The following is a 17,549-nucleotide window of genomic DNA, read 5'->3' as shown; positions in this document are numbered from 1 at the left end:
GCCGGACACCGGCCCGAGCAGGCCCCGGGCCCCGGCAGCCCCATTCCGGAGGCGAGACCCCCGCTCAAGCCCGCAGAGCACCCCGAGCCCGCTGGAAATCGGTCACGGAGTCCAGCCCGGCGTCGATTTCCTCGCTCAACATCGCCGCCAGCTGAGCCGCGACATCAGCCCCGAGCAACTCCCCCACCCGCTCCATCAGCGCTAGGGCTTCCCAAGGCGAAGCCGCCAGAGAACCGACCGTCACCCCGGGCTCCGGGGGCGTCAACCCCTCCTCCATCCCGAACCGCCCGGCCGCCAGCAACGCCGCCACGACGAGGTGCGGCTGAGCGTCGGCCCCGGCGAACCGGAACTCCAGCCGACGACCCGACGCGGGGCCGGCCACCCGCACCGACGCGGTCCGGTCGTCCTGCCCCCACCGGACCTCCCGCGGCGAGAACGGCGCGGTCCGCAGCCGGACGTAGGAGTTCCACGTCGGCGCGAACACCGCGGTCAACGCCCGCGCGTCGCGAAGCACACCGGCCAGGAACCCACCGAGCAGATCCGGCTCCGAACCATCCACAGCGGACAACGACAGGTGCACGTGCCCGGAGTTCCCCTGCCCCGGCTCGGGAGCGGCCAGGTAGTCCGCGGTGACCCCGTGCCGCGCACCGGCCCGGCGCACCACGAGCTGCTGCAGCAGGACGTCGTCACAGGCAGCCAAGGCGTCCCGGTGCCGCAGCACGATTTCGTACTGCCCCGGGTGGCACTCGGCCCGCGCCGACTCGACACCGAGCCCGGCGTCGGCCAGGTCCGTCCGCAGATCACGCAGCAACGGCGCCAGGCGTTCGGTACCGCCGAGCGCGTAGTCGACCCCGTGCGGGGTGAGCGGCCCGTCGGCGTCCCGGAACACGACCTCGTGCTCGATGCCCACCGACGGCACCAGCCCCAGGCCCTCCAACGCGGCGAGCTGCCCCCGCAGCACCTCCCGCGGCGCCAGTTCCGCGGCGGCCCCGGACGGCCATTCGGCGTCGCCGACCACCGCCCAGGTGCGCGCGCCCAGCGGGATCGCCGAAGCGGCGTCCGGCCGCACCCGCACGTCCCCGAAGCCTTCGAGGTACCCGCCCAGCACTCCGGACGCCGGCAGCGGATCACGCGACGGCGTCCACGCGAAGACGTAGCTGCAGACGCCGTAACCGTCGTCGAGGACCGAAGCCGCGAAGGGCGCGGCGAGCTCGACCGCGGCGAACCGCGCGTGCGGATCGGGGACCAGCAGCAGGAGCCGAGCGCCCTCCTCGGCCAGCACGCCACGCAGCACGTTTTCCCCGGCGGCGGCCGCCGCGCGCCGGGCGGCCAGCGACCGCGGTCCGGCCGGGCGCGCGAACGGCGTCACCAGGCGCCACCGGGATCCGGGGCGTGCAGCGGGTTGGGCACCCGGCCCCAGCGGACGTCGAATTCGTCGTCGCGCTCGACCTTGTCGAAGCCCTGACCGGCGAAGTGCTCCCGGTTGAGCGTCACGCGCTCGACGTCCGGGGCGAACAGGCGGCAGGCGTCGAAGCGCGCGGCCAGCTCCGGGTTCTCGTCGCGGAAGCGGCCGACGATTTCCCGCACGGGCGCCCAGAATGCCGCCCGCGGCAGGCCCAGCTCGTCGAGCAGGAGCTCGGCCCAGAACCGGAACTGGCCGGAGAACACCGAGCTGAACAGCGACTGCGCGAGCAGGTGTGCGGGCCAGCGCAGCATGTCCGACGCCGCCTCCGGCGGCAGTGACCGATAGCTCTCCAGCTGCTCGTCGAGCAGGTCGACTCCCTGGGCGAAGTCCTTGATGAGCACCCGCTGCGGGACGCCGGCGGCGTCGACGACCAGGACGAGGTTCTGGCCGTGCGGGCAGAACCCGACGCCGTGGCGCAGCAGCCACTGCAGCAACGGTGTGAGCAGCAGGTCGAACAGCCGCGTCAGCCACGCGGCCGGGTCGCCGCCGCCGATCAGGTGCGCCAGCACCGAGCCGCCGTCCGGGCCGCGGTACGGCAGGGCGGCGAACGAAATCGCGCGCTCGCCGTCCGCGAGCCGGATGGGTTCGCGCCACAGCGCGCCCAGCGTCTCGTGGAACCGGTACGGCAGCTCGTCGAGGTGCCCGAACAGCGGGTGCTTGACCGAAACGCTCGCGACTTCGCCGAGCAGCCCGAACCGGTACTCCTCCGTCAGCAGCGGATCGGCCGCGCCGATCCGGCGCAGCCACGTCGTCACCGACGGCCCGGCGAGCGTGGCCGCGGAGTTGAGCCCGCGGTAGACGAGGGTGTTCCGCACCGACACGGCGGTCTTGACGTCGTGGCGGCCGGGTGTGCTCACGTTGGCCAGGGTCCGGACGGTCTGGTGCGGCCGGTAGGCGTCGGCACTCTCGCCGAGGTCGATCACGAGCCCGGTGGCGAGCTCGGCGGCGTAGAGCGTGCCGACGATTTCGTCGGCCTGCCACGGGTGCACGGGCACCCAGACGTAGTCCTCGGGCGCCTTCGCGGCGAACTCCCGCCGCAGCTCGCCGAGTTCCGCGTCCAGCAGCGCGTCCCGGCTCAGCCCAGGCACGCAGCGGAATTCGGCGTGGCCGGGGTGGACGGCGAACCAGCGCAGCCGGATGTCCTCGCCCGCTTCGGGGGCGTACCGGGCCCGGTCGCGGGCGGAGAAGCCCACCCGGCCCTTGTTGAGCACGAGCCGCGGGTGGCCGGTGAGGTGGCCGTCCGCGAGGTCGTAGTCCATCGTGGACAGTGCGGCCGCGCTCGGCGCGCGGCGCAGGCGGGCGGCCTCGTTGGCGACCGTCGAGGTCAGCTCGGCGAGCACGTCGGCCAGCCGCAGCCCGCTCAGGCCCAGCGCTTCGCGGGCGTCGACGACGAGGGTGCGCGGGTCGGTGACCGGCTCGCCGGACCGGCGGGCACTGCCCGGTGCAACCGTCCAGGCGTCGAACGCCCCGCGCCGGGCCCGGAACGTGTAGGTGGCGCCGGGCAGCTCGAGGCGGTACTCCTCGCCGTCGGCGACCGGCTCCAGCATGTGCTCGTAGGACAGTTCGCCGAGCATCTTGTGCGTGATCAGGGCGCCGGCCGCGCGCCAGGCGGCCGCCTCATCCAGGGTCACAGGTCCTCCAGGCCGAACGTGGTGAACGCGGTGCGGTCGGGCAGCTCGTGCACGGTCTTGCCGCACACGGCGTTGAGGATCACGGCCGCCCGCCACGCGCCGAGACCGAGGTCGGGGGCGCCGGGCCCGTGGGTGTGCCGTTCGGCGTTCTGCACGAACAGCGAGCCGGGCAGGTCGAGCGCGACGCGGTAGTCGGCGCCGACGGCGAGGCGGCCCCGCCGGTCGCGGCCGACGGCGTCGCCGAGCCCGGCCAGCAGCGGCGCGGTCGGCGCCTCCGCGTACCCGGTGGCCGCGACGACGGCGGCGGTCCGCACGGTGGCGCTGCGGCCCTGCTGCACGTGCCGGACGCCGAGTTCGATCCGGCCCTCCACTGTGGACGCGGAGACGACTTCGACACCCGGGGTCAGGACCGCTCCGGGCGGGCCGGTGATGCTGCGGCGGTAGAGCTCGTCGTGGATGGCCCCGATCGTTTCGGTGTCGATGCCCTTGTAGAGCTGCCACTGCGCGGGCAGCAGCCGGTCGCGGACCGCTTCGGGCAGGCCGTGGAAGTAGGCGGTGTAGTCGGGGGTGAACTGTTCGAGGCCCAGTTTCGAGTACTCCATCGGGGCGAAGGCCGGCGTCCGGGCGAGCCAGCGCAGTCCGTCCACAGTGGAGCGGTTACGCAGCAGGTCGAGCACGACCTCGGCACCCGACTGCCCGGACCCGACGACCGTGACGCTCTCGGCGGCGAGGAGTTCGTCGCGGCGCGTCAGGTAGTCGGCGGAGTGCACGGCCGGGACGCCGGGATCGGCGACGAGGTCCCGCAGCGGCTCGGGCACCGACGGCACCGAACCGACCCCGAGCACGACGTTGTCCGCGAGCACCGGTTCCTTCCCGGCGATCGTCAGCTCGAAGGCGTCGCCCGCCCAGCCGATGCCGGTCACCTCGTGCCCGAAGCGGCACGACGGCAGCCGCGCGGCGGCCCAGCGGCCGTAGTCGTCGTACTCGGCGCGCGGCGGGTGGAACCGCTCGGCGAAGTAGAACGGCAGCAGCCGGCCGCGGTCGCGCAGGTAGTTGAGGAAGGAGAAGGGGTTCGTCGGGTCGACCAGCGTCACCAGGTCGGCGAGGAACGGCACCTGCAGCGTCGCGCCCTCGACGAGGAGGCCGGGGTGCCAGCGGAACTCCGGGCGGCTGTCGAAGAAGACGGCGTCGAGGCCGTCGACGGCGGTGGCCAGGGCCGCGAGGGAGAGGTTGAACGGCCCGATCCCGACCCCGGCGAGGTGGTGGCGCCTCACGAAGCGACCGGGCTTTCCCGGCCGACGACGACCTCGGCGCCGGCGGCGGCGACGATCCGGTCCAGCAGCGGGAGGTAGTCGGCGGCGGTGGCGTGCGGGTGCAGCAGCGTCAGCTTGAGCCACAGCTGGTTCGCCCCGCCGGGCCCGGTCGGCAGCGCGGCCCGGCCGATCACGGCGGTACCGGCTTCCAGCAGCGCCCGGCGGACGCGGGCGACGAGTTCGTCCCCGCCCGCCGCGTCGGCGACGACCGGCCGCAGGACCACTGTGGACAGTTCGGGCGCGCCCCAGAGCCGCAGGCCGGGGTGGGCCTCGACGTGCCGGGCGACCTCGGTGGCGGTGGCGCAGCAGCGGTCGACGAGGGCGCCGAGACCCTCGGTGCCGAGCGCCTGCACGGTGACGGCCATCCGGAAAGCATCCGGTCGCCGGGACGTCCGGATGGAGCGGCCGAGCAGGTCCGGCAGGCCGGCTTCGGTGTCGTCGTCGGCGTTGAGGTACTCGGCGCGGACGGAGAGCGCGCGGAGATCGGCGGCCTCGCGGGCGGCGAAGAGCCCGGCGGCGACCGGCTGCCAGCCGAACTTGTGCAGGTCGAGGGCGACGGAATCGGCTTGCTCCAGCCCGGCGAGCTTGGCCTGGAGGGTGTCGCTGCAGAGCGCCATGCCCCCGTAGGCGGCGTCGACGTGCAGCCGGGCGCCGTGGGCGCGGCAGATCCGGGCGATTTCGGGCAGCGGGTCGAGGGTGCCGGTGTTCGTCGTCCCGGCGGTGGCGACGACGACGCAGCCGGGGGTGAGGACCTCGTCGAGGGCGTCGGGCAGCAGCCGGTCGCCTTCGCAGGGGACGACGATCGGGGCGGGCAGGCCGAGCAGCCAGGCGGCGCGGGCGACGCTGTGGTGGGCGTTGGCCCCGCAGACCGGCTGGAGGACACCGTTTTCGCGGGCGAGGAGGAGGCCGAGGAGGTTGGCTTCGGTACCGCCGGTGGTCACGACGGCGTCGGGGCTTTCCGCCTCCGGGTAGCACAACCGGGCGATCCCGGTGGTGAATTCGCGTTCGAGTTCGCTCGCGACGGGGGCTTGGTCCCAGGAGTCCATGGAGGGGTTGAGGGCCCCGGCGACGACATCGGCGGCCACGGAAACAGCCAGGGGCGGGCAGTGCAGGTGGGCGGCACAGGCGGGATCGGCGGGATCGGCGGACCCGGCGGCGAGCAGCCGGCCGAGCTGCTCGAGCGCGGCCTCGGCCCCGATCCCGCGCCGGGGCAGGGCCCCGCGGCCGGAGGTTCGCCCCGCGGTGCGGGACACACCGTCGGGCACACCGGCATCCCCCGGGTCCGGTTCACCGCCCTCGGCGGCCGTCGCGGGCTCGCCGGGTCCAGCCGGTTCGCCACGCTCCGCGACCAGCGCCGCCGCCACCGCGGCCGGGCCGCCGGCCGGGACCGGGCCGCCGCGTTCCGCCACGCCCGCCGCCATTGCGCGCAGGGCCACGGGGATCAGCTCGCCGAGCCGGTCCGCGCCGCCGTTGCCCCCGGCCAGGCCGTCTGCCCGCATGTACCCGCCTTCCTTAGGGTTGCCTTGCCTACGCGGAGCCACAGTACGGCGCCCGGCCGCCGCCTGTCACCCGGTCCCGTCCCAGCATGCTCGACCGGGTGGCGGGGACGCGTCGGCCATCGGGAGTAGGTTCACCGCGAGGAGGTGATCAGCGTGCCCCGGTGGGATGTCCTGGCGGCGATCGGCGCCGGCGGTGCGCTCGGCAGCCTCGCCCGGTACGGCCTGTCCGTGGCGATCCCGCACGCGCGCGGCGAGTTCGCCGTCGCGACGCTGCTCACCAACGTCCTCGGCTGCCTGCTCATCGGCGTCCTGATGGCCGTCCTGACCACCACCGCCCGCCCGCACCACCTGCTCCGGCCGTTCCTCGGCGTCGGGATCCTGGGCGGCTTCACGACGTTCTCCACGTTCGTGACCGACACGCTCGACGCGGCGACGACCGGCCGTCTCGTGGGATCCTCGGTGTACGTGGCCGTGTCGGTGGTGCTGTGCCTGGCCGCGGTCGCCACCGGGCTCACGGCGACCCGAGCCGTGCGAAAGGGACGCTGATGGAAGGACCGGCCACCCGCCTGACCATCTACCTCGGCGAAGACGACCACTGGCACCACAAGCCGCTCTACCACGAGATCGTCCGCCGGGCCCGCGACGCCGGCCTCGCCGGTGCTTCGGTGCTCCGCGGCGTGGAGGGCTACGGCGCCTCGTCGCTGATCCACACCACGCGGATCCTGTCGCTGTCGGAGGACCTGCCCGTGGTGATCGTGATCATCGACGAAGAGCCGAAGCTGCGGGCGTTCCTGCCCCAGCTGGACGAGCTGATCGGCGAAGGGCTGGTGACGCTCGACCAGGTCGAGGTGGTCCGGTACGTGGGGCGCGCGGAGTGACGCTGGTTCTGGTGGCCCTCGGCGGCGCGGCGGGCTCGATCCTGCGCTACCTGACGGACCGTCGCGTGCAGCGGTGGCGCGACTCGCCGTTCCCGTTCGGCACGCTGACGGTGAACATCACGGGCTCGTTCGTCCTGGGCTTCCTGAGCGGCTGGCTGGTGCACGGCGCAGAGCCGTCATCGGTGCGCGCGCTGGTGGCGGTCGGGTTCTGCGGCGGTCTGACGACGTTCTCGACGTTCGGCTACGAGACGGTCCGGTTGTTCCTGGAGAAGACGCGGCTGTACGCGGTGCTGAACGTGGTCGTCACCGTCGTCGCGGGCCTGACCTCGGGCGCGCTCGGGTTGCTGCTGGCCACCGGCGTCTTCGCTTAGCGGTCCGGCCGCCGCATCCGTCGCCGCACTCGGCCGAGCGCCTCGTCGAGCCGCGTCGCCCGACCGTTTTCGCGGCCCGCGCGCCGCTCGAGCTTCCACTCGACGTACTCGCCCAACGTGTGTCGGCCCACTTGCGCTTCACCCGGCGGCGCCTGCGCAGCAGCCGCAGCTCGGCCGCCTCGGCGCGACCTTCGTCGGGCACCCCGGTCGCCGCCCGCAGGGCGAGGCTCTCCCGCGCGCGGTCGGCGCGGCGGGCGAACGCCTTGCTGCGCGGCGCGTCGACTTGGCGTTCTCGCCGTAGTCGTCGCGGCGGTCCTTCAGGTAACTGAGCCGCTTCTTCTCCTGCGGCGACTTCCGTCTCATCCGGCCCTCCTCCGGGGCCAGGAAACACCCGGCCCCGGAAGGGCGACGAAATATCAGCGAGGCGCGAGGCCGCGCACCTGCTCGAACGGGTCCTCCCCCGTCGGCAGCAGGGCGATGATCGGCGTCGTCAGGCCGTTGTCCACATACGACTGCACCTGCTCGCGGCACGACTCGACGCTGCCGTGGATCACCAGCTCGTCCACCACCGAGTCCGGGATCACCTGGTTCGCCTTCTGCCGGTCGCCGGCCGCCCACGCCTCGTGCATCGGGGCGAGTGCGTCGCCGCGGCCCAGCCACTCGTGGAACGCCGCGTACACCGGGACCGTCAGGTAGCTCGAAATCAGCATCCGCCCCAGGCCGCGGGCCGCCTCGGCGTCCTCCGTCGGGCAGACGAAGATGCGGGCCGCCAGCTCGACGTCCGGGCCGACGACGGAACGCACCTTCGGGACGTCCGAGGCCGCCAGCCAGTTCGTGATCGCGCCGTCCGCTTCGCGCGCGGCCAGGCGCAGCATGCCCGGCCGGAGCGCCGCCAGCATGATCGACGGCGGTGGGTCGGCCGGGCGCTCCAGGCGGAACTTGGAGACCGCGAACGTCTCGTACTTCTCGCTGACCTTCTCCCCCGTCAGCGCCGACCGCAGGAAGCGCAGGGTGTCCCGCGAACGCGCGAACGGCTCGTCGAAGGAAGCCGCGTTCCACTGGGACACGATCACCGGGGACGACGCGCCGATGCCGAGGACGAACCGGCCCGGGGCCAGCTCCGCCACCGTCGCCGCCTGCATCGCCAGCAGGCCCGGGCCGCGCGTGTACACCGGGACGATCGCCGTGCCCAGGCGCAGCTGCGGCGCCCACTGCGACGCCAGCACCAGCGGCGTGAACGCGTCCGTGCCCGCCGTCTCGGCGGTCCACGCGCCCGTGTAGCCCAGGTCCGGCAGCTGTTCCACCAGCTCGCGGTGCGCCGTCAGCGGCACTCCGGTCAGCGGGATCGTCAAGCCCCAGCGGCTCATGCAGTCTCCTTTTCGACGGCGGAAAGCTCGCGCAGCAGCCAGTCCACCTGCGTGCGCATCAGGTTCTCCGCGACCTCTTCGGCCTGCGGTGTCATGTGGGTGGCGCCCGCCAGCGGCAGGAACACGTGCGGCCGGCCCTTCGCCAGCAACGCCGACGACAACCGGAGCGCGTGCGCGACGAACACGTTGTCGTCGGCCAGGCCGTGCACGATCAGCAGCGCCCGGCTCAGCTCGCCCGCGCTCTCGATCAGCGAGTTGTGCGCGTAGCTCTCGACCTCGTCCTGCGGCTTCCCGAGGTACCGCTCGGTGTAGTGCGTGTCGTACAGCGACCAGTCGGTGACCGGCGCGCCGGCGACCGCCGCGTGGAAGACGTCCGGCCGCCGCAGCACCGCCAGCGCCGACAGGTACCCGCCGTAGGACCAGCCGCGGATCGCGACGCGCTCGGTGTCCAGCTCCGGGAACCGCGCAGCCGCCGCCTGGAGCGCGTCCACCTGGTCCTGCAGCGTGACGTCGGCGAGGCGCCCGTGGATCTCGCGCTCCCACACCGCGCCGCGGCCGGGCGTCCCCCGGCCGTCCGCCACCAGCACCGCGAAACCCTGGTCGGCCAGCCACTGCGACGTCAGGAAGGCGTTGCGGCTCTGCAGGACGCGCTGCGCGTGCGGCCCGCCGTACGGGTCGAGCAGCACGGGCAGCCTGCCCTCACTCGGCTCGTACCCCCGCGGCAGGAGCAGCGCCGCCCGCAGGTTCCGCTCGCCCAGCGTCAGCCAGGTCAGGTTCGGCACGATGTCCGGGTCCACAGTGGACGACTCGATCGTCGCGACCGGCGAACCGTCGCGCAGCACCGAGACGCGCGGCCCGCTGTGCTCCAGGCTCCACGAGGACAGCACGGTGACCGCGGCGGACCCGGCGCCGACGTGCACACCGTCCACAGTGGACAGGCGCCGCACCGACGCACCCTCGGTGCGGAAGACGTGGATCTGCGTCGGGTCGTCTTCGGAGGCGCTGAACAGGATTTCGTCGCCGACGTCGAGGACGGCCCGCAGCTGCAGCCCGGCCGGAGTCACCGCCTCGCCGCCGACGAACAGCCGGTGGTCGCCGTCGACCATGCCCTCGACGACCAGCCGCCCGTCGGGCGTCCAGGCCGGGACCCCGCCGACGATGTCGATCCAGTGCTGGTCGGTGGCGGTGTGCACGACCGACGTCGAGCCGTCGGCAACGTCCACCGCGAGGACGTCCATCCGCTTCTGGTCGCGCGGCTGGACGGCGAGCAGCGGCGCGCCGCCGACCGACCAGTGCACCGAGGCCAGGTACTCCCAGTCCCCCGGCTCGACGTCGACCCGCGAGCCGTCCAGGCCGAGCACCGCCAGGGAAACGAGCGCGTTCGTGGTGCCCGCGGCCGGGTAGGCGACGACGTTCGCGGGGTGCTGCGGGTTCGCCGGGTCGGCGATGGTCCAGCGTGGGACGGGGCCGCGGTCGGAGCGTTCGGCCAGGATGCTCCGGCCGTCGGGCGCCCACCAGTAGCCGCGGGTGCGGTCCATCTCCTCGGCGGCGATGAACTCGGCGAGGCCCCAGGCGATGTCCTCGCCCTCCTCCTCGACGAGCACGCGGTCGTCGCCGGTGGCCAGCTCGAGCACGTGCAGCCGCCGGTTCTGGACGTAGGCGACGTGCGTGCCGGTGGAGTTCGGCCGGGGGTCGATGACCGCGCCGTCGACGCGCAGCGTCACCTCGCCCGAAGCGAGGTCCAGCGTGTACAGCTTGCCCGAGAGCGAGAACACCGCGACGGTGAAGGCCGCGTCGACGCCGTAGTGGACGACGCCGCCGCCGGTCTCCCGCGCCCGTTCGCGCCGCGCGCGCTCTTCGGCGGGCAGCTCCTCCTCGCCGGGCAGGAGCTCGGCGGCGTCGACGAGCTTCGTTTCGGCGCCGGTCGCCAGGTCCGCCGACCAGAGGCTGTGCCGGGGGTCGGTGCCCGACTCCGCGCGCAGGAACAGCACGCGGGAGCCGTCCGGGGCGACCCGGAACTCCTTCGGCGCGCCGAGGGTGAAGCGCTGGGTCCGGGCCTGTTTGCGGAGGAACGGGAGGTCGTCGACATCGGTCACGCCCGCACTCTTCCAGACGGTCACGACCGGACGCCAACACCCTTCAGCTTGGCCAGCTCGGCGTCGACGTCGTAGTCCGGTTCCGGGAACCGCGGCTTCAGGTCGGCGAGGGTTTCGATGAGCAGTTCGGCGACCGCCCAGTTGCGGTACCACTTGTGGTCGGCGGGCACCGCGTACCAGGGCGCGTGCGCGGTCGACGTCTTCTCGAAGATGCCGGCGTAGGCCTGCTGGTAGGCGGGCCAGTGCGATCGGGCCTCGAGGTCGCCCGGGTTGTACTTCCAGCGCTTCTCGGGCGTGACGAGCCGGGCCTTCAGCCGCTTGAGCTGCTCCTCCGGCGAGATGTGCAGGAACACCTTGACGACGGTGGTCCCCGCCTCCGCCAGTTCTTCCTCGAACGCGTTCAGCTCGGCGTAGCGGCGACGGCGCTCGGCGCCGGTCAGCAGGCCGCTCACCTGCGGGACGAGGATGTCCTCGTAGTGCGAGCGGTCGAAGACGCCGATCTGGCCGGGCGCGGGCAGCTGCTTACGGATCCGCCACAGGTACTCGTGCCGCTGCTCGGCCGGGGTCGGCTTCTTGAACGCCGCGTACCGCACGCCCATCGGGTTCACCAGGCCGAGGACGTGGGAGACCGTGCCGCCCTTGCCGGAGGTGTCCATGCCCTGCAGCACGAGCAGCACCCGGCGGGTGCCGCCGCCGACGCCCTCGGCGTAGAGCGCCTCCTGCAGCGCGGACAGCCGCTCCCCCGCGCTCTCGAGCCCGGCCAGGGCCTTGGCCTTCTTGCCGGGCCCCACCGGGGCCGAACCCGGGTCCGGCAGCTCACCGCCGACGCGCAGCGCGTCCCGGACCCGGCTTCCGTCGTGCTTCTTCGCCATTCACCGAAACTACCCGGTCAGGCGGCGGCTTTCTCGGCGAAGAGCTTCAGCAGGGCGCCGTGCCCGCCCTCACCGGAGACGCCTTCTCGGACCTTCGCGCCGGTTTCGCCGTGCCGCTCGAAGCCGCGGTGCTCCAGCTCGACGCGGGTCGACCGCGGTCCTTCCTCGATGAACCGGACCTCGATCTCGCTCGCCGACGCCGGGTCCGGGTCGATCTTCCAGTCGCCGTCGATGCGCCAGGACAGGACCACCCGGGCGGGTGGCTCCCAGGCGAGCACCTCGCCCCACTGGCACTCGGCGCCGTCGACGGTCCGCTCGTACCAGCGGCCGCCCGCCTTCGGCTCGAGGACGGCTTCGGCCAGGTCGCCTTCGCCGATGTGGTGCTGCCGCGGCCACCAGCTGTCGAAGGCCTCGGTGTAGGTCTTGAACGCGTGCTCGCGCGAGCAGGCGACGGTGACGCTCCTGCGGATCGGTTCCAGGGTCATGACTGCTCCTCTTCGGTGGATTCCGCCAGTTCGGCGAAGGCTCTGAGCGCGTCCGACCACATCCGGTCGAGGTACGCGCGCACGGCGGCGATGCCGTCGGGCTCGAGGCGGTACAGCCGCTTCGTGCCCTCGGCCCGGTCCGCGACCAGGCCGGCCTCCTTGAGCACCTTGAGGTGCTGGGAGACGGCCGGACGGCTGATCGGCAGGTCCGCGGCCAGTTCGCCGACCGCACGCGGCCCGGCGCGGAGCGCTTCCACGATCGCGCGCCGCGACGGGTCGGCCAGTGCGGCCAGCTGGTCGCTTCCGTAAGTCGCCACGAACGGTAAGTTACGGCTTACCGATGAACCCGTCAACGGATACGCATTGTTTCGGGGGTGTGAACGCGATATTGCGCAACGAACACCGGGTCAAAGCAACGATTCCCGGCTGAACTCTGCGTCTGTTGCCTCTAACCTGAACACATGACGACGTTCGCCGGCCGGGAGACCGCCGCCCCCACCGCCGCGAGCTTCATCGAGCTCGACGAGCGGTGGAGCACGCACAACTACCACCCGCTGCCCGTCGTGATCGCCGAAGCTTCCGGTGCTTCGGTGACCGACGTCGAGGGCCGCTCCTACCTCGACTTCCTGTCCGGCTACTCGGCGCTGAACTTCGGCCACCGCCACCCGGACCTGGTCGCCGCCGCCGTCGAGCAGCTCGGGCGCGTCACGCTGACCTCGCGGGCGTTCCACCACGACCAGCTGGGCCTGTTCTGCCGCGAGCTGGCCGAACTGACCGGCACCGAGCTGGTGCTGCCGATGAACTCCGGCGCCGAGGCCGTCGAGTCCGCGGTCAAGATCGCCCGCAAGTGGGCGCACCGGGTCAAGGGCGTGCCGGACGGCACCGCCGAGATCATCGTCGCCGGGTCCAACTTCCACGGCCGGACCACCACGATCGTGTCGTTCTCCACGGACGAGACCGCGCGCGCCGACTTCGGCCCGTTCACGCCGGGCTTCGTCACGGTGAAGTACGGCGACGCGGCCGCACTGCGCGACGCGATCACCCCGCGCACCGCCGCGGTGCTGCTGGAGCCGGTGCAGGGCGAGGCCGGCGTCATCGTGCCGCCGGAGGGCTACTTCGCCGACGTCCGGCAGGCCTGCGACGAAAACGGCGTGCTGCTGATCGCCGACGAGATCCAGTCCGGGCTGGCCCGCACCGGGACCGTGCTGGCGCTGGACCACGAAGGCGTCCGCGCGGACGTCTACACCCTCGGCAAGGCCCTCGGCGGCGGCATCCTGCCGGTGTCCGCGGTGGCCGGCCGCCGGGACGTGCTGGGCGTGCTGAAGCCGGGCGAGCACGGCTCGACCTTCGGCGGCAACCCGCTGGCCTGCGCGGTCGGGCGGGCGGTCGTCAAGCTGCTGAACACGGGCGAGTTCCAGCAGCGCGCCACCGAACTGGGCGCCCACCTGCACGCGCGGCTGAACGCCCTGATCGGCACCGGCCTGTCCGAGGTCCGCGGCCGCGGCCTGTGGGCGGGCATCGACATCGCCCCGGGCGGCCCGTCGGGACGCGAGGCGTCGGAGGCACTGGCCGCGCGCGGCGTGCTGTGCAAGGAGACGCACGAGCGCACCCTGCGCGTCGCCCCGCCGCTGGTGATCACCCGCGCGGAGCTGGACCGCGGCATCGACGCCATCGCCGAGGTCATCCACCCCTGAGACCACCCGGACGCCGCCGGGTGAGCCTCCCGCCCCGGCGGCGTCCGGGAGCACAACGTCCCGTTCGCTCAACCGGCTCTGTCGAAGGTCCGGCCCGCCGAGACCCGCGCCCGCCCTCAGCGGAGTCGCCGAACGCGCCGCTGCGATCACCGAACCGACAAGCGCACCTTCCCCCACCTCCCGCGGGGCTCGCCAGGCCGACCACCGCCGGCGGCCGACGAGCGCGGCGTCCGGGAGCACAATGTCCCGTTCGGACGTTGTGCCCGGTATGGGAGCAGGGGAACGCCCGCTGGTGGGTACCGACAGCGTCACACCGGCCGAGCTGTACGAGCAGGGGAAGCGGCTCCGGGAGAAGGTCCCGGTCACCGCGCACGACCACGCGGCCGCCGCGGAAGACCGGCCGAGCGCGAAGCAGTACTTCGAAGCCAGCAACGCCGGTCGGCTGCCGGAGCTGGTGCAGTTGCGGCGGGAACGCATGCTGGCCTCGCCGTTCACCTTCTTCCGCGGCGCCGCGGGGCTGATGGGCGCCGACCTCGCCGGGACGCCGGACTCGGGTCTCACCGCGCAGCTGTGCGGCGATGCCCACGCGGCCAACTTCGGGCTCTACGGCACGCCCGAAGGCCGGATCGTGATGGACATCAACGACTTCGACGAAACCGTGCCGGGTCCGTGGGAGTGGGATCTCAAACGGCTCGCCGCCAGCCTCGTGCTCGCCGGCCGCGAGGGCGGCATCGGCGAGGCCGGCTGCCGCGAGGCCGCCGAAGACGCCGTCAAGTCCTACCGCCGGACCGTCCGCGCGCTGGCCGAGCTGCCCTTCCTGCGAAGCTGGAACGCGCTCCCGGACTCGTCGGTGCTGTCGAAGGCGCGGGCCGACGAGCTGATCGACGACTTCGCCGACGCCGCCGAGAAAGCCCGCAAGAACGACAGCGCGAAGGTCGCCGCGAAGTGGACCGAGCGCGTCGACGACCACGAAACCGGCCTGGCGCGCCACCGGTTCGTCGCGGATCCGCCGATCCTCACGCACGTCGACGCGGAAACCGCCGAGGCCGTCGCGGACGGCCTGGTGTCCTATGTGGACACGCTGCGCGAGTCGCGGCGCACGCTGATCGCGCGCTACCGGCTCGCCGACGTCGCCTTCCGGGTGGTCGGCACGGGCAGCGTGGGGCTGCGCAGCTACGTCGCCCTGCTGCACGGCAACGACGAGGAAGACCTGGTGCTGCAGGTGAAGCAGGCGCAACGGCCCGCACTGGCGCCGCACCTCGGCCTGCCCGCCGCGGAACACGAAGGGCAGCGCATCGTCGACGGCGCCCGGCTGGTCCAGGCCGAGACCGACATCCTCCTCGGCTGGACGACGATCGACGGCGTCCCGTTCATCGTCCGGCAGTTCCGCAACCTCAAGGGCGACATCGACCCGGCGCAGCTGGAGAAGGACCACCTCGACGACTACGGCAGGCTCGCCGGGGCCCTGCTCGCGCGCGCCCACACGCGGTCCCTGCACCCGAAACTGCTGGCGGGTTACTTCGCCGACGACTCGGAACTGGACGAAGCAATGGGCGCGTACGCCGTGCGCTACGCCGACCGGACGGAGGCCGACCACGCGGCCTTCTCGGGGACCTGACCGGACAGGAAGCCGGTCAAAGCCTGGAGAACGACTCACCCGCCGTGCTAGATGTTCGTGACCGGGTGACGGCGAGGGAGGCGGCGTGGCGGATCTCAGGCGGCGGTCGGTGCTCACCGGAGCGGTCGCGACCGCAGTGGCCGCCACCGCGGCGCCGGCTTTCGCGGCGCCCCGGAAGCGGGCGTTCCGGCTGGGCGTCAACTACACGCCGTCGACGCGCTGGTTCCACCTGTGGGAAGACTGGCGCGAGGCCGACCTGCGCCGCGACCTCGGCGACATCGCCGCGCTCGGGCTGGACCACATCCGGATCATGCTGCTGTGGTCGGCCTTCCAGCCCGAACCGCACCTGGTGAGCGGCGAAAAGCTCGACCGGCTGCACCGGTTGCTGGACCTCGCGGGCGCGGCCGGGCTGGACGTCGAGGTCACGGTGTTCAACGGCCACATCTCGGCCCGCTACTGGACGCCGAACTGGCTGCAGACGACCCCGGAGCCGGTCAACTGGTTCACCGACCCGGCCGCGCTGGACGCCCAGCGCGCGTTGCTGACCGCCCTCGCCGAACGGATCGGGCGGCACCCGCGCTTCCTCGGCTTCGACCTGTCGAACGAGCCGTACTACTACTGGGACTCCTACGCCGGGCTGAGCGTCACCCCGGCCCAGGCCGACGCCTGGGCGCGCACGCTCTGCGCCACCGCCGAGGAGGTCGCGCCCGGCAAGGCGCACACGGTCGGCTGCGACCGGGCGCCGTGGGACAACGGCCGCTACTTCACCCGCACCGGCCTGGCGGACGCGGGGAACGTGGTGGCGATCCACCCGTGGACGTCGTTCTTCGGCACGCTGAAGACCGACCCGCTCGCCGCGTTCGCCACGCACAACGCCGAACGCCTGATCCAGGTGGCCCAGGCGTACGCGACGGACCCGGCCCGCCGGGTGTGGATCCAGGAGGACGGCGCGGCGCCCTCCCTCCACTTCAGCGACGCCACGCGCCCGCAGTACGGCGAGTGGCTGGCCCGCTCGATCCGCAACGCGGCCTCCTGCGCGCACACGCTCGGCTTCACGTGGTGGTGCTCCCACGACGTGAACCCCGCACTGGTCCCGAACCTGAACCCCCTGGAGTACGACCTCGGCCTGTACACGAACGACCGCCGTCTCAAGCCCGCGGGCCAGGCGCTGAAGAACCTCGTCGCGGAATTCGACCGGACCCCGCCGGAACCCGAGCCCCGCCCGACGGCGATCGTCGTCCCGGACGCGGACCCGACGCGGGGCAACGACCGGTTCTTCGCCATGGCCGACGCCGGGAAGCGCGTGGCGTTCGTGCTGCAGAGCCGCGCTTCGGACGCGAACCACCTGAAGCAGCGGGGAATCACCGAGCTCATCCAGCCGTGAGCAGCCCGGCGACGTCCGCCGCGCTGCCCCAGGCCAGGGTGATTCCCGCTCCCCCGTGCCCGTAGCAGTGCACGACGTCGCCCACCCGCTCCAGCCGCACCGCTCGCCGGAACGGACGTAAGCCGACCAGCGAACGCAGCACCTCCGCACCCGCCAGGCGCGGCTCCAGCTCGCGGCAGCGGCGCAGGATGTCCGCCGTCACCGCCGGGTTCGGGTCGGTGTCCGCGCGGCCCGGCTCCTCCGTTCCGCCGCACACCACGTGGCCGCCGTGCGGGATCACGTACGTGACACCCGGGCCCCGCGCGTCGACGACGAACTCCGGCAGGCCCGGGTCGGTCACGTGCACGACCTGGCCGCCGACCGGGACCATCGCCGGGTCGTCCGCCAGCGCGCCCGCGCCGAGGCCCGCGGCGTTGACCACGACGTCCGCGTCCAGGCCCCGAAGCGACGTCACGGACCGGTACGCCACCCGCACGCCCAGCTCGCCCACCCGCGCGAGCAGCCACTCGAGGTACACCGGCGGGTCGACCACCGCCGTCGTGAACCCCACGCCGTCGCCGACACGGACCGGGTCGTCCACCGCCGGGAGCCACCACGGGTCCGGGTCGCCCAGGACGCGGCCGCGGCGGAGGCGCACCCCCGGCGCGTCCTGGGTGCGGAACACCGCGAGGCTCGCCGCCGTCCACCGCACGATCCGCTCGTCCGGCACCCGGATCGGCGGGTACACCACGCCGCCCGCGACCGCCGACGTCGACTCCATCGGCGAGGCCGCCGCCACGACCGTGACGTCGTGCCCCGCTTCGGCCAGCCGATACGCACTGGTGAGCCCGATGATCCCGGCCCCGGTGACTGTGACCCGCATCCGCTCCTCCCGAG

The 17,549-nt window shown here is 73.2% G+C and carries 16 protein-coding genes; 6 read left to right on the top strand and 10 right to left on the bottom strand.

Annotated elements, in window-relative coordinates; all coding sequences use genetic code 11:
* Positions 1 to 64: 64 nt before the first annotated feature.
* The 4 genes from ACLJOU_RS23055 to ACLJOU_RS23040 are packed head-to-tail and all read right to left on the bottom strand — an operon-like array spanning position 65 to position 5,908.
* Positions 65 to 1,369, bottom strand: coding sequence for a glutamine synthetase (locus ACLJOU_RS23055; protein ID WP_410569795.1), 1,305 nt, complete (start codon positions 1,367 to 1,369; stop codon positions 65 to 67).
* Positions 1,366 to 3,096, bottom strand: coding sequence for an IucA/IucC family protein (locus ACLJOU_RS23050; RefSeq protein WP_410569793.1), 1,731 nt, complete (start codon positions 3,094 to 3,096; stop codon positions 1,366 to 1,368). Before ACLJOU_RS23050 ends, ACLJOU_RS23055 begins: the two co-directional genes overlap by 4 nt.
* Entirely contained in the window at positions 3,093 to 4,370 is a 1,278-nt protein-coding gene (locus ACLJOU_RS23045; protein WP_410569792.1) for a lysine N(6)-hydroxylase/L-ornithine N(5)-oxygenase family protein, read from the bottom strand. Before ACLJOU_RS23045 ends, ACLJOU_RS23050 begins: the two co-directional genes overlap by 4 nt.
* Positions 4,367 to 5,908 carry a pyridoxal phosphate-dependent decarboxylase family protein gene (locus ACLJOU_RS23040; RefSeq protein WP_410569790.1) on the bottom strand — a complete coding sequence of 514 codons (1,542 nt, stop codon included), beginning with the start codon at positions 5,906 to 5,908 and terminating at the stop codon, positions 4,367 to 4,369. The genes ACLJOU_RS23045 and ACLJOU_RS23040 overlap by 4 nt, the downstream gene beginning before the upstream one ends.
* A 144-nt stretch (positions 5,909 to 6,052) precedes the next feature.
* Between ACLJOU_RS23040 and ACLJOU_RS23035 the strand changes: the two genes are divergently transcribed.
* Genes ACLJOU_RS23035 through crcB form a run of 3 tightly spaced genes read left to right on the top strand, consistent with a single transcriptional unit; the run spans position 6,053 to position 7,157 of the window.
* The gene (locus tag ACLJOU_RS23035; protein ID WP_410569788.1) at positions 6,053 to 6,454 is read left to right on the top strand and encodes a fluoride efflux transporter FluC; all 402 of its coding nucleotides are present in this window, start codon (positions 6,053 to 6,055) and stop codon (positions 6,452 to 6,454) included.
* On the top strand, positions 6,454 to 6,786 hold the full coding sequence (locus ACLJOU_RS23030; protein ID WP_410569786.1) for a DUF190 domain-containing protein: 333 nt from the start codon (positions 6,454 to 6,456) through the stop codon (positions 6,784 to 6,786). Before ACLJOU_RS23035 ends, ACLJOU_RS23030 begins: the two co-directional genes overlap by 1 nt.
* Positions 6,783 to 7,157 carry a fluoride efflux transporter CrcB gene (gene crcB / locus ACLJOU_RS23025; protein ID WP_410569785.1) on the top strand — a complete coding sequence of 125 codons (375 nt, stop codon included), beginning with the start codon at positions 6,783 to 6,785 and terminating at the stop codon, positions 7,155 to 7,157. Before ACLJOU_RS23030 ends, crcB begins: the two co-directional genes overlap by 4 nt.
* A gap of 416 nt (positions 7,158 to 7,573) precedes the next feature.
* Here crcB and ACLJOU_RS23020 read toward each other — a convergent pair whose 3' ends face one another.
* The 5 genes from ACLJOU_RS23020 to ACLJOU_RS23000 are packed head-to-tail and all read right to left on the bottom strand — an operon-like array spanning position 7,574 to position 12,294.
* Complete coding sequence (locus ACLJOU_RS23020) at positions 7,574 to 8,524, bottom strand: LLM class F420-dependent oxidoreductase (protein ID WP_410569783.1); 951 nt, start codon at positions 8,522 to 8,524, stop codon at positions 7,574 to 7,576.
* Complete coding sequence (locus ACLJOU_RS23015) at positions 8,521 to 10,620, bottom strand: prolyl oligopeptidase family serine peptidase (protein ID WP_410569782.1); 2,100 nt, start codon at positions 10,618 to 10,620, stop codon at positions 8,521 to 8,523. Before ACLJOU_RS23015 ends, ACLJOU_RS23020 begins: the two co-directional genes overlap by 4 nt.
* A 20-nt stretch (positions 10,621 to 10,640) precedes the next feature.
* Positions 10,641 to 11,492 (bottom strand): PPK2 family polyphosphate kinase, encoded by an 852-nt coding sequence (locus tag ACLJOU_RS23010; RefSeq protein ID WP_410569780.1) that lies wholly within the window; start codon positions 11,490 to 11,492, stop codon positions 10,641 to 10,643.
* Between the two features lie 17 nt (positions 11,493 to 11,509).
* Entirely contained in the window at positions 11,510 to 11,977 is a 468-nt protein-coding gene (locus tag ACLJOU_RS23005) for an SRPBCC family protein (RefSeq protein ID WP_410569778.1), read from the bottom strand.
* Entirely contained in the window at positions 11,974 to 12,294 is a 321-nt protein-coding gene (locus ACLJOU_RS23000; protein WP_410569777.1) for an ArsR/SmtB family transcription factor, read from the bottom strand. Before ACLJOU_RS23000 ends, ACLJOU_RS23005 begins: the two co-directional genes overlap by 4 nt.
* 144 nt (positions 12,295 to 12,438) lie before the next feature.
* Between ACLJOU_RS23000 and rocD the strand changes: the two genes are divergently transcribed.
* The 3 genes from rocD (at position 12,439) to ACLJOU_RS22985 (ending at position 16,673) form a co-directional block, all read left to right on the top strand.
* Positions 12,439 to 13,671, top strand: coding sequence for an ornithine--oxo-acid transaminase (rocD, locus tag ACLJOU_RS22995; RefSeq protein WP_410569775.1), 1,233 nt, complete (start codon positions 12,439 to 12,441; stop codon positions 13,669 to 13,671).
* A 268-nt stretch (positions 13,672 to 13,939) separates the two neighbouring features.
* A complete protein-coding gene (locus ACLJOU_RS22990; RefSeq protein ID WP_410569774.1) occupies positions 13,940 to 15,289 on the top strand; it encodes a DUF2252 domain-containing protein in 1,350 nt (449 codons plus the stop codon).
* 85 nt (positions 15,290 to 15,374) lie between these two features.
* On the top strand, positions 15,375 to 16,673 hold the full coding sequence (locus tag ACLJOU_RS22985) for a glycoside hydrolase 5 family protein (protein ID WP_410569772.1): 1,299 nt from the start codon (positions 15,375 to 15,377) through the stop codon (positions 16,671 to 16,673).
* Here the strand turns inward: ACLJOU_RS22985 and ACLJOU_RS22980 are convergent.
* The gene (locus tag ACLJOU_RS22980) at positions 16,660 to 17,535 is read right to left on the bottom strand and encodes an FAD-dependent oxidoreductase (protein WP_410569770.1); all 876 of its coding nucleotides are present in this window, start codon (positions 17,533 to 17,535) and stop codon (positions 16,660 to 16,662) included. The genes ACLJOU_RS22985 and ACLJOU_RS22980 overlap by 14 nt on opposite strands.
* Positions 17,536 to 17,549: the final 14 nt, after the last annotated feature.

The organism is Amycolatopsis sp. cmx-4-61 (assembly GCF_046548775.1).
In the GTDB taxonomy this organism is placed as follows: Bacteria; Actinomycetota; Actinomycetes; order Mycobacteriales; family Pseudonocardiaceae; genus Amycolatopsis.
This window is presented reverse-complemented; position numbering and strand designations above follow the sequence as displayed.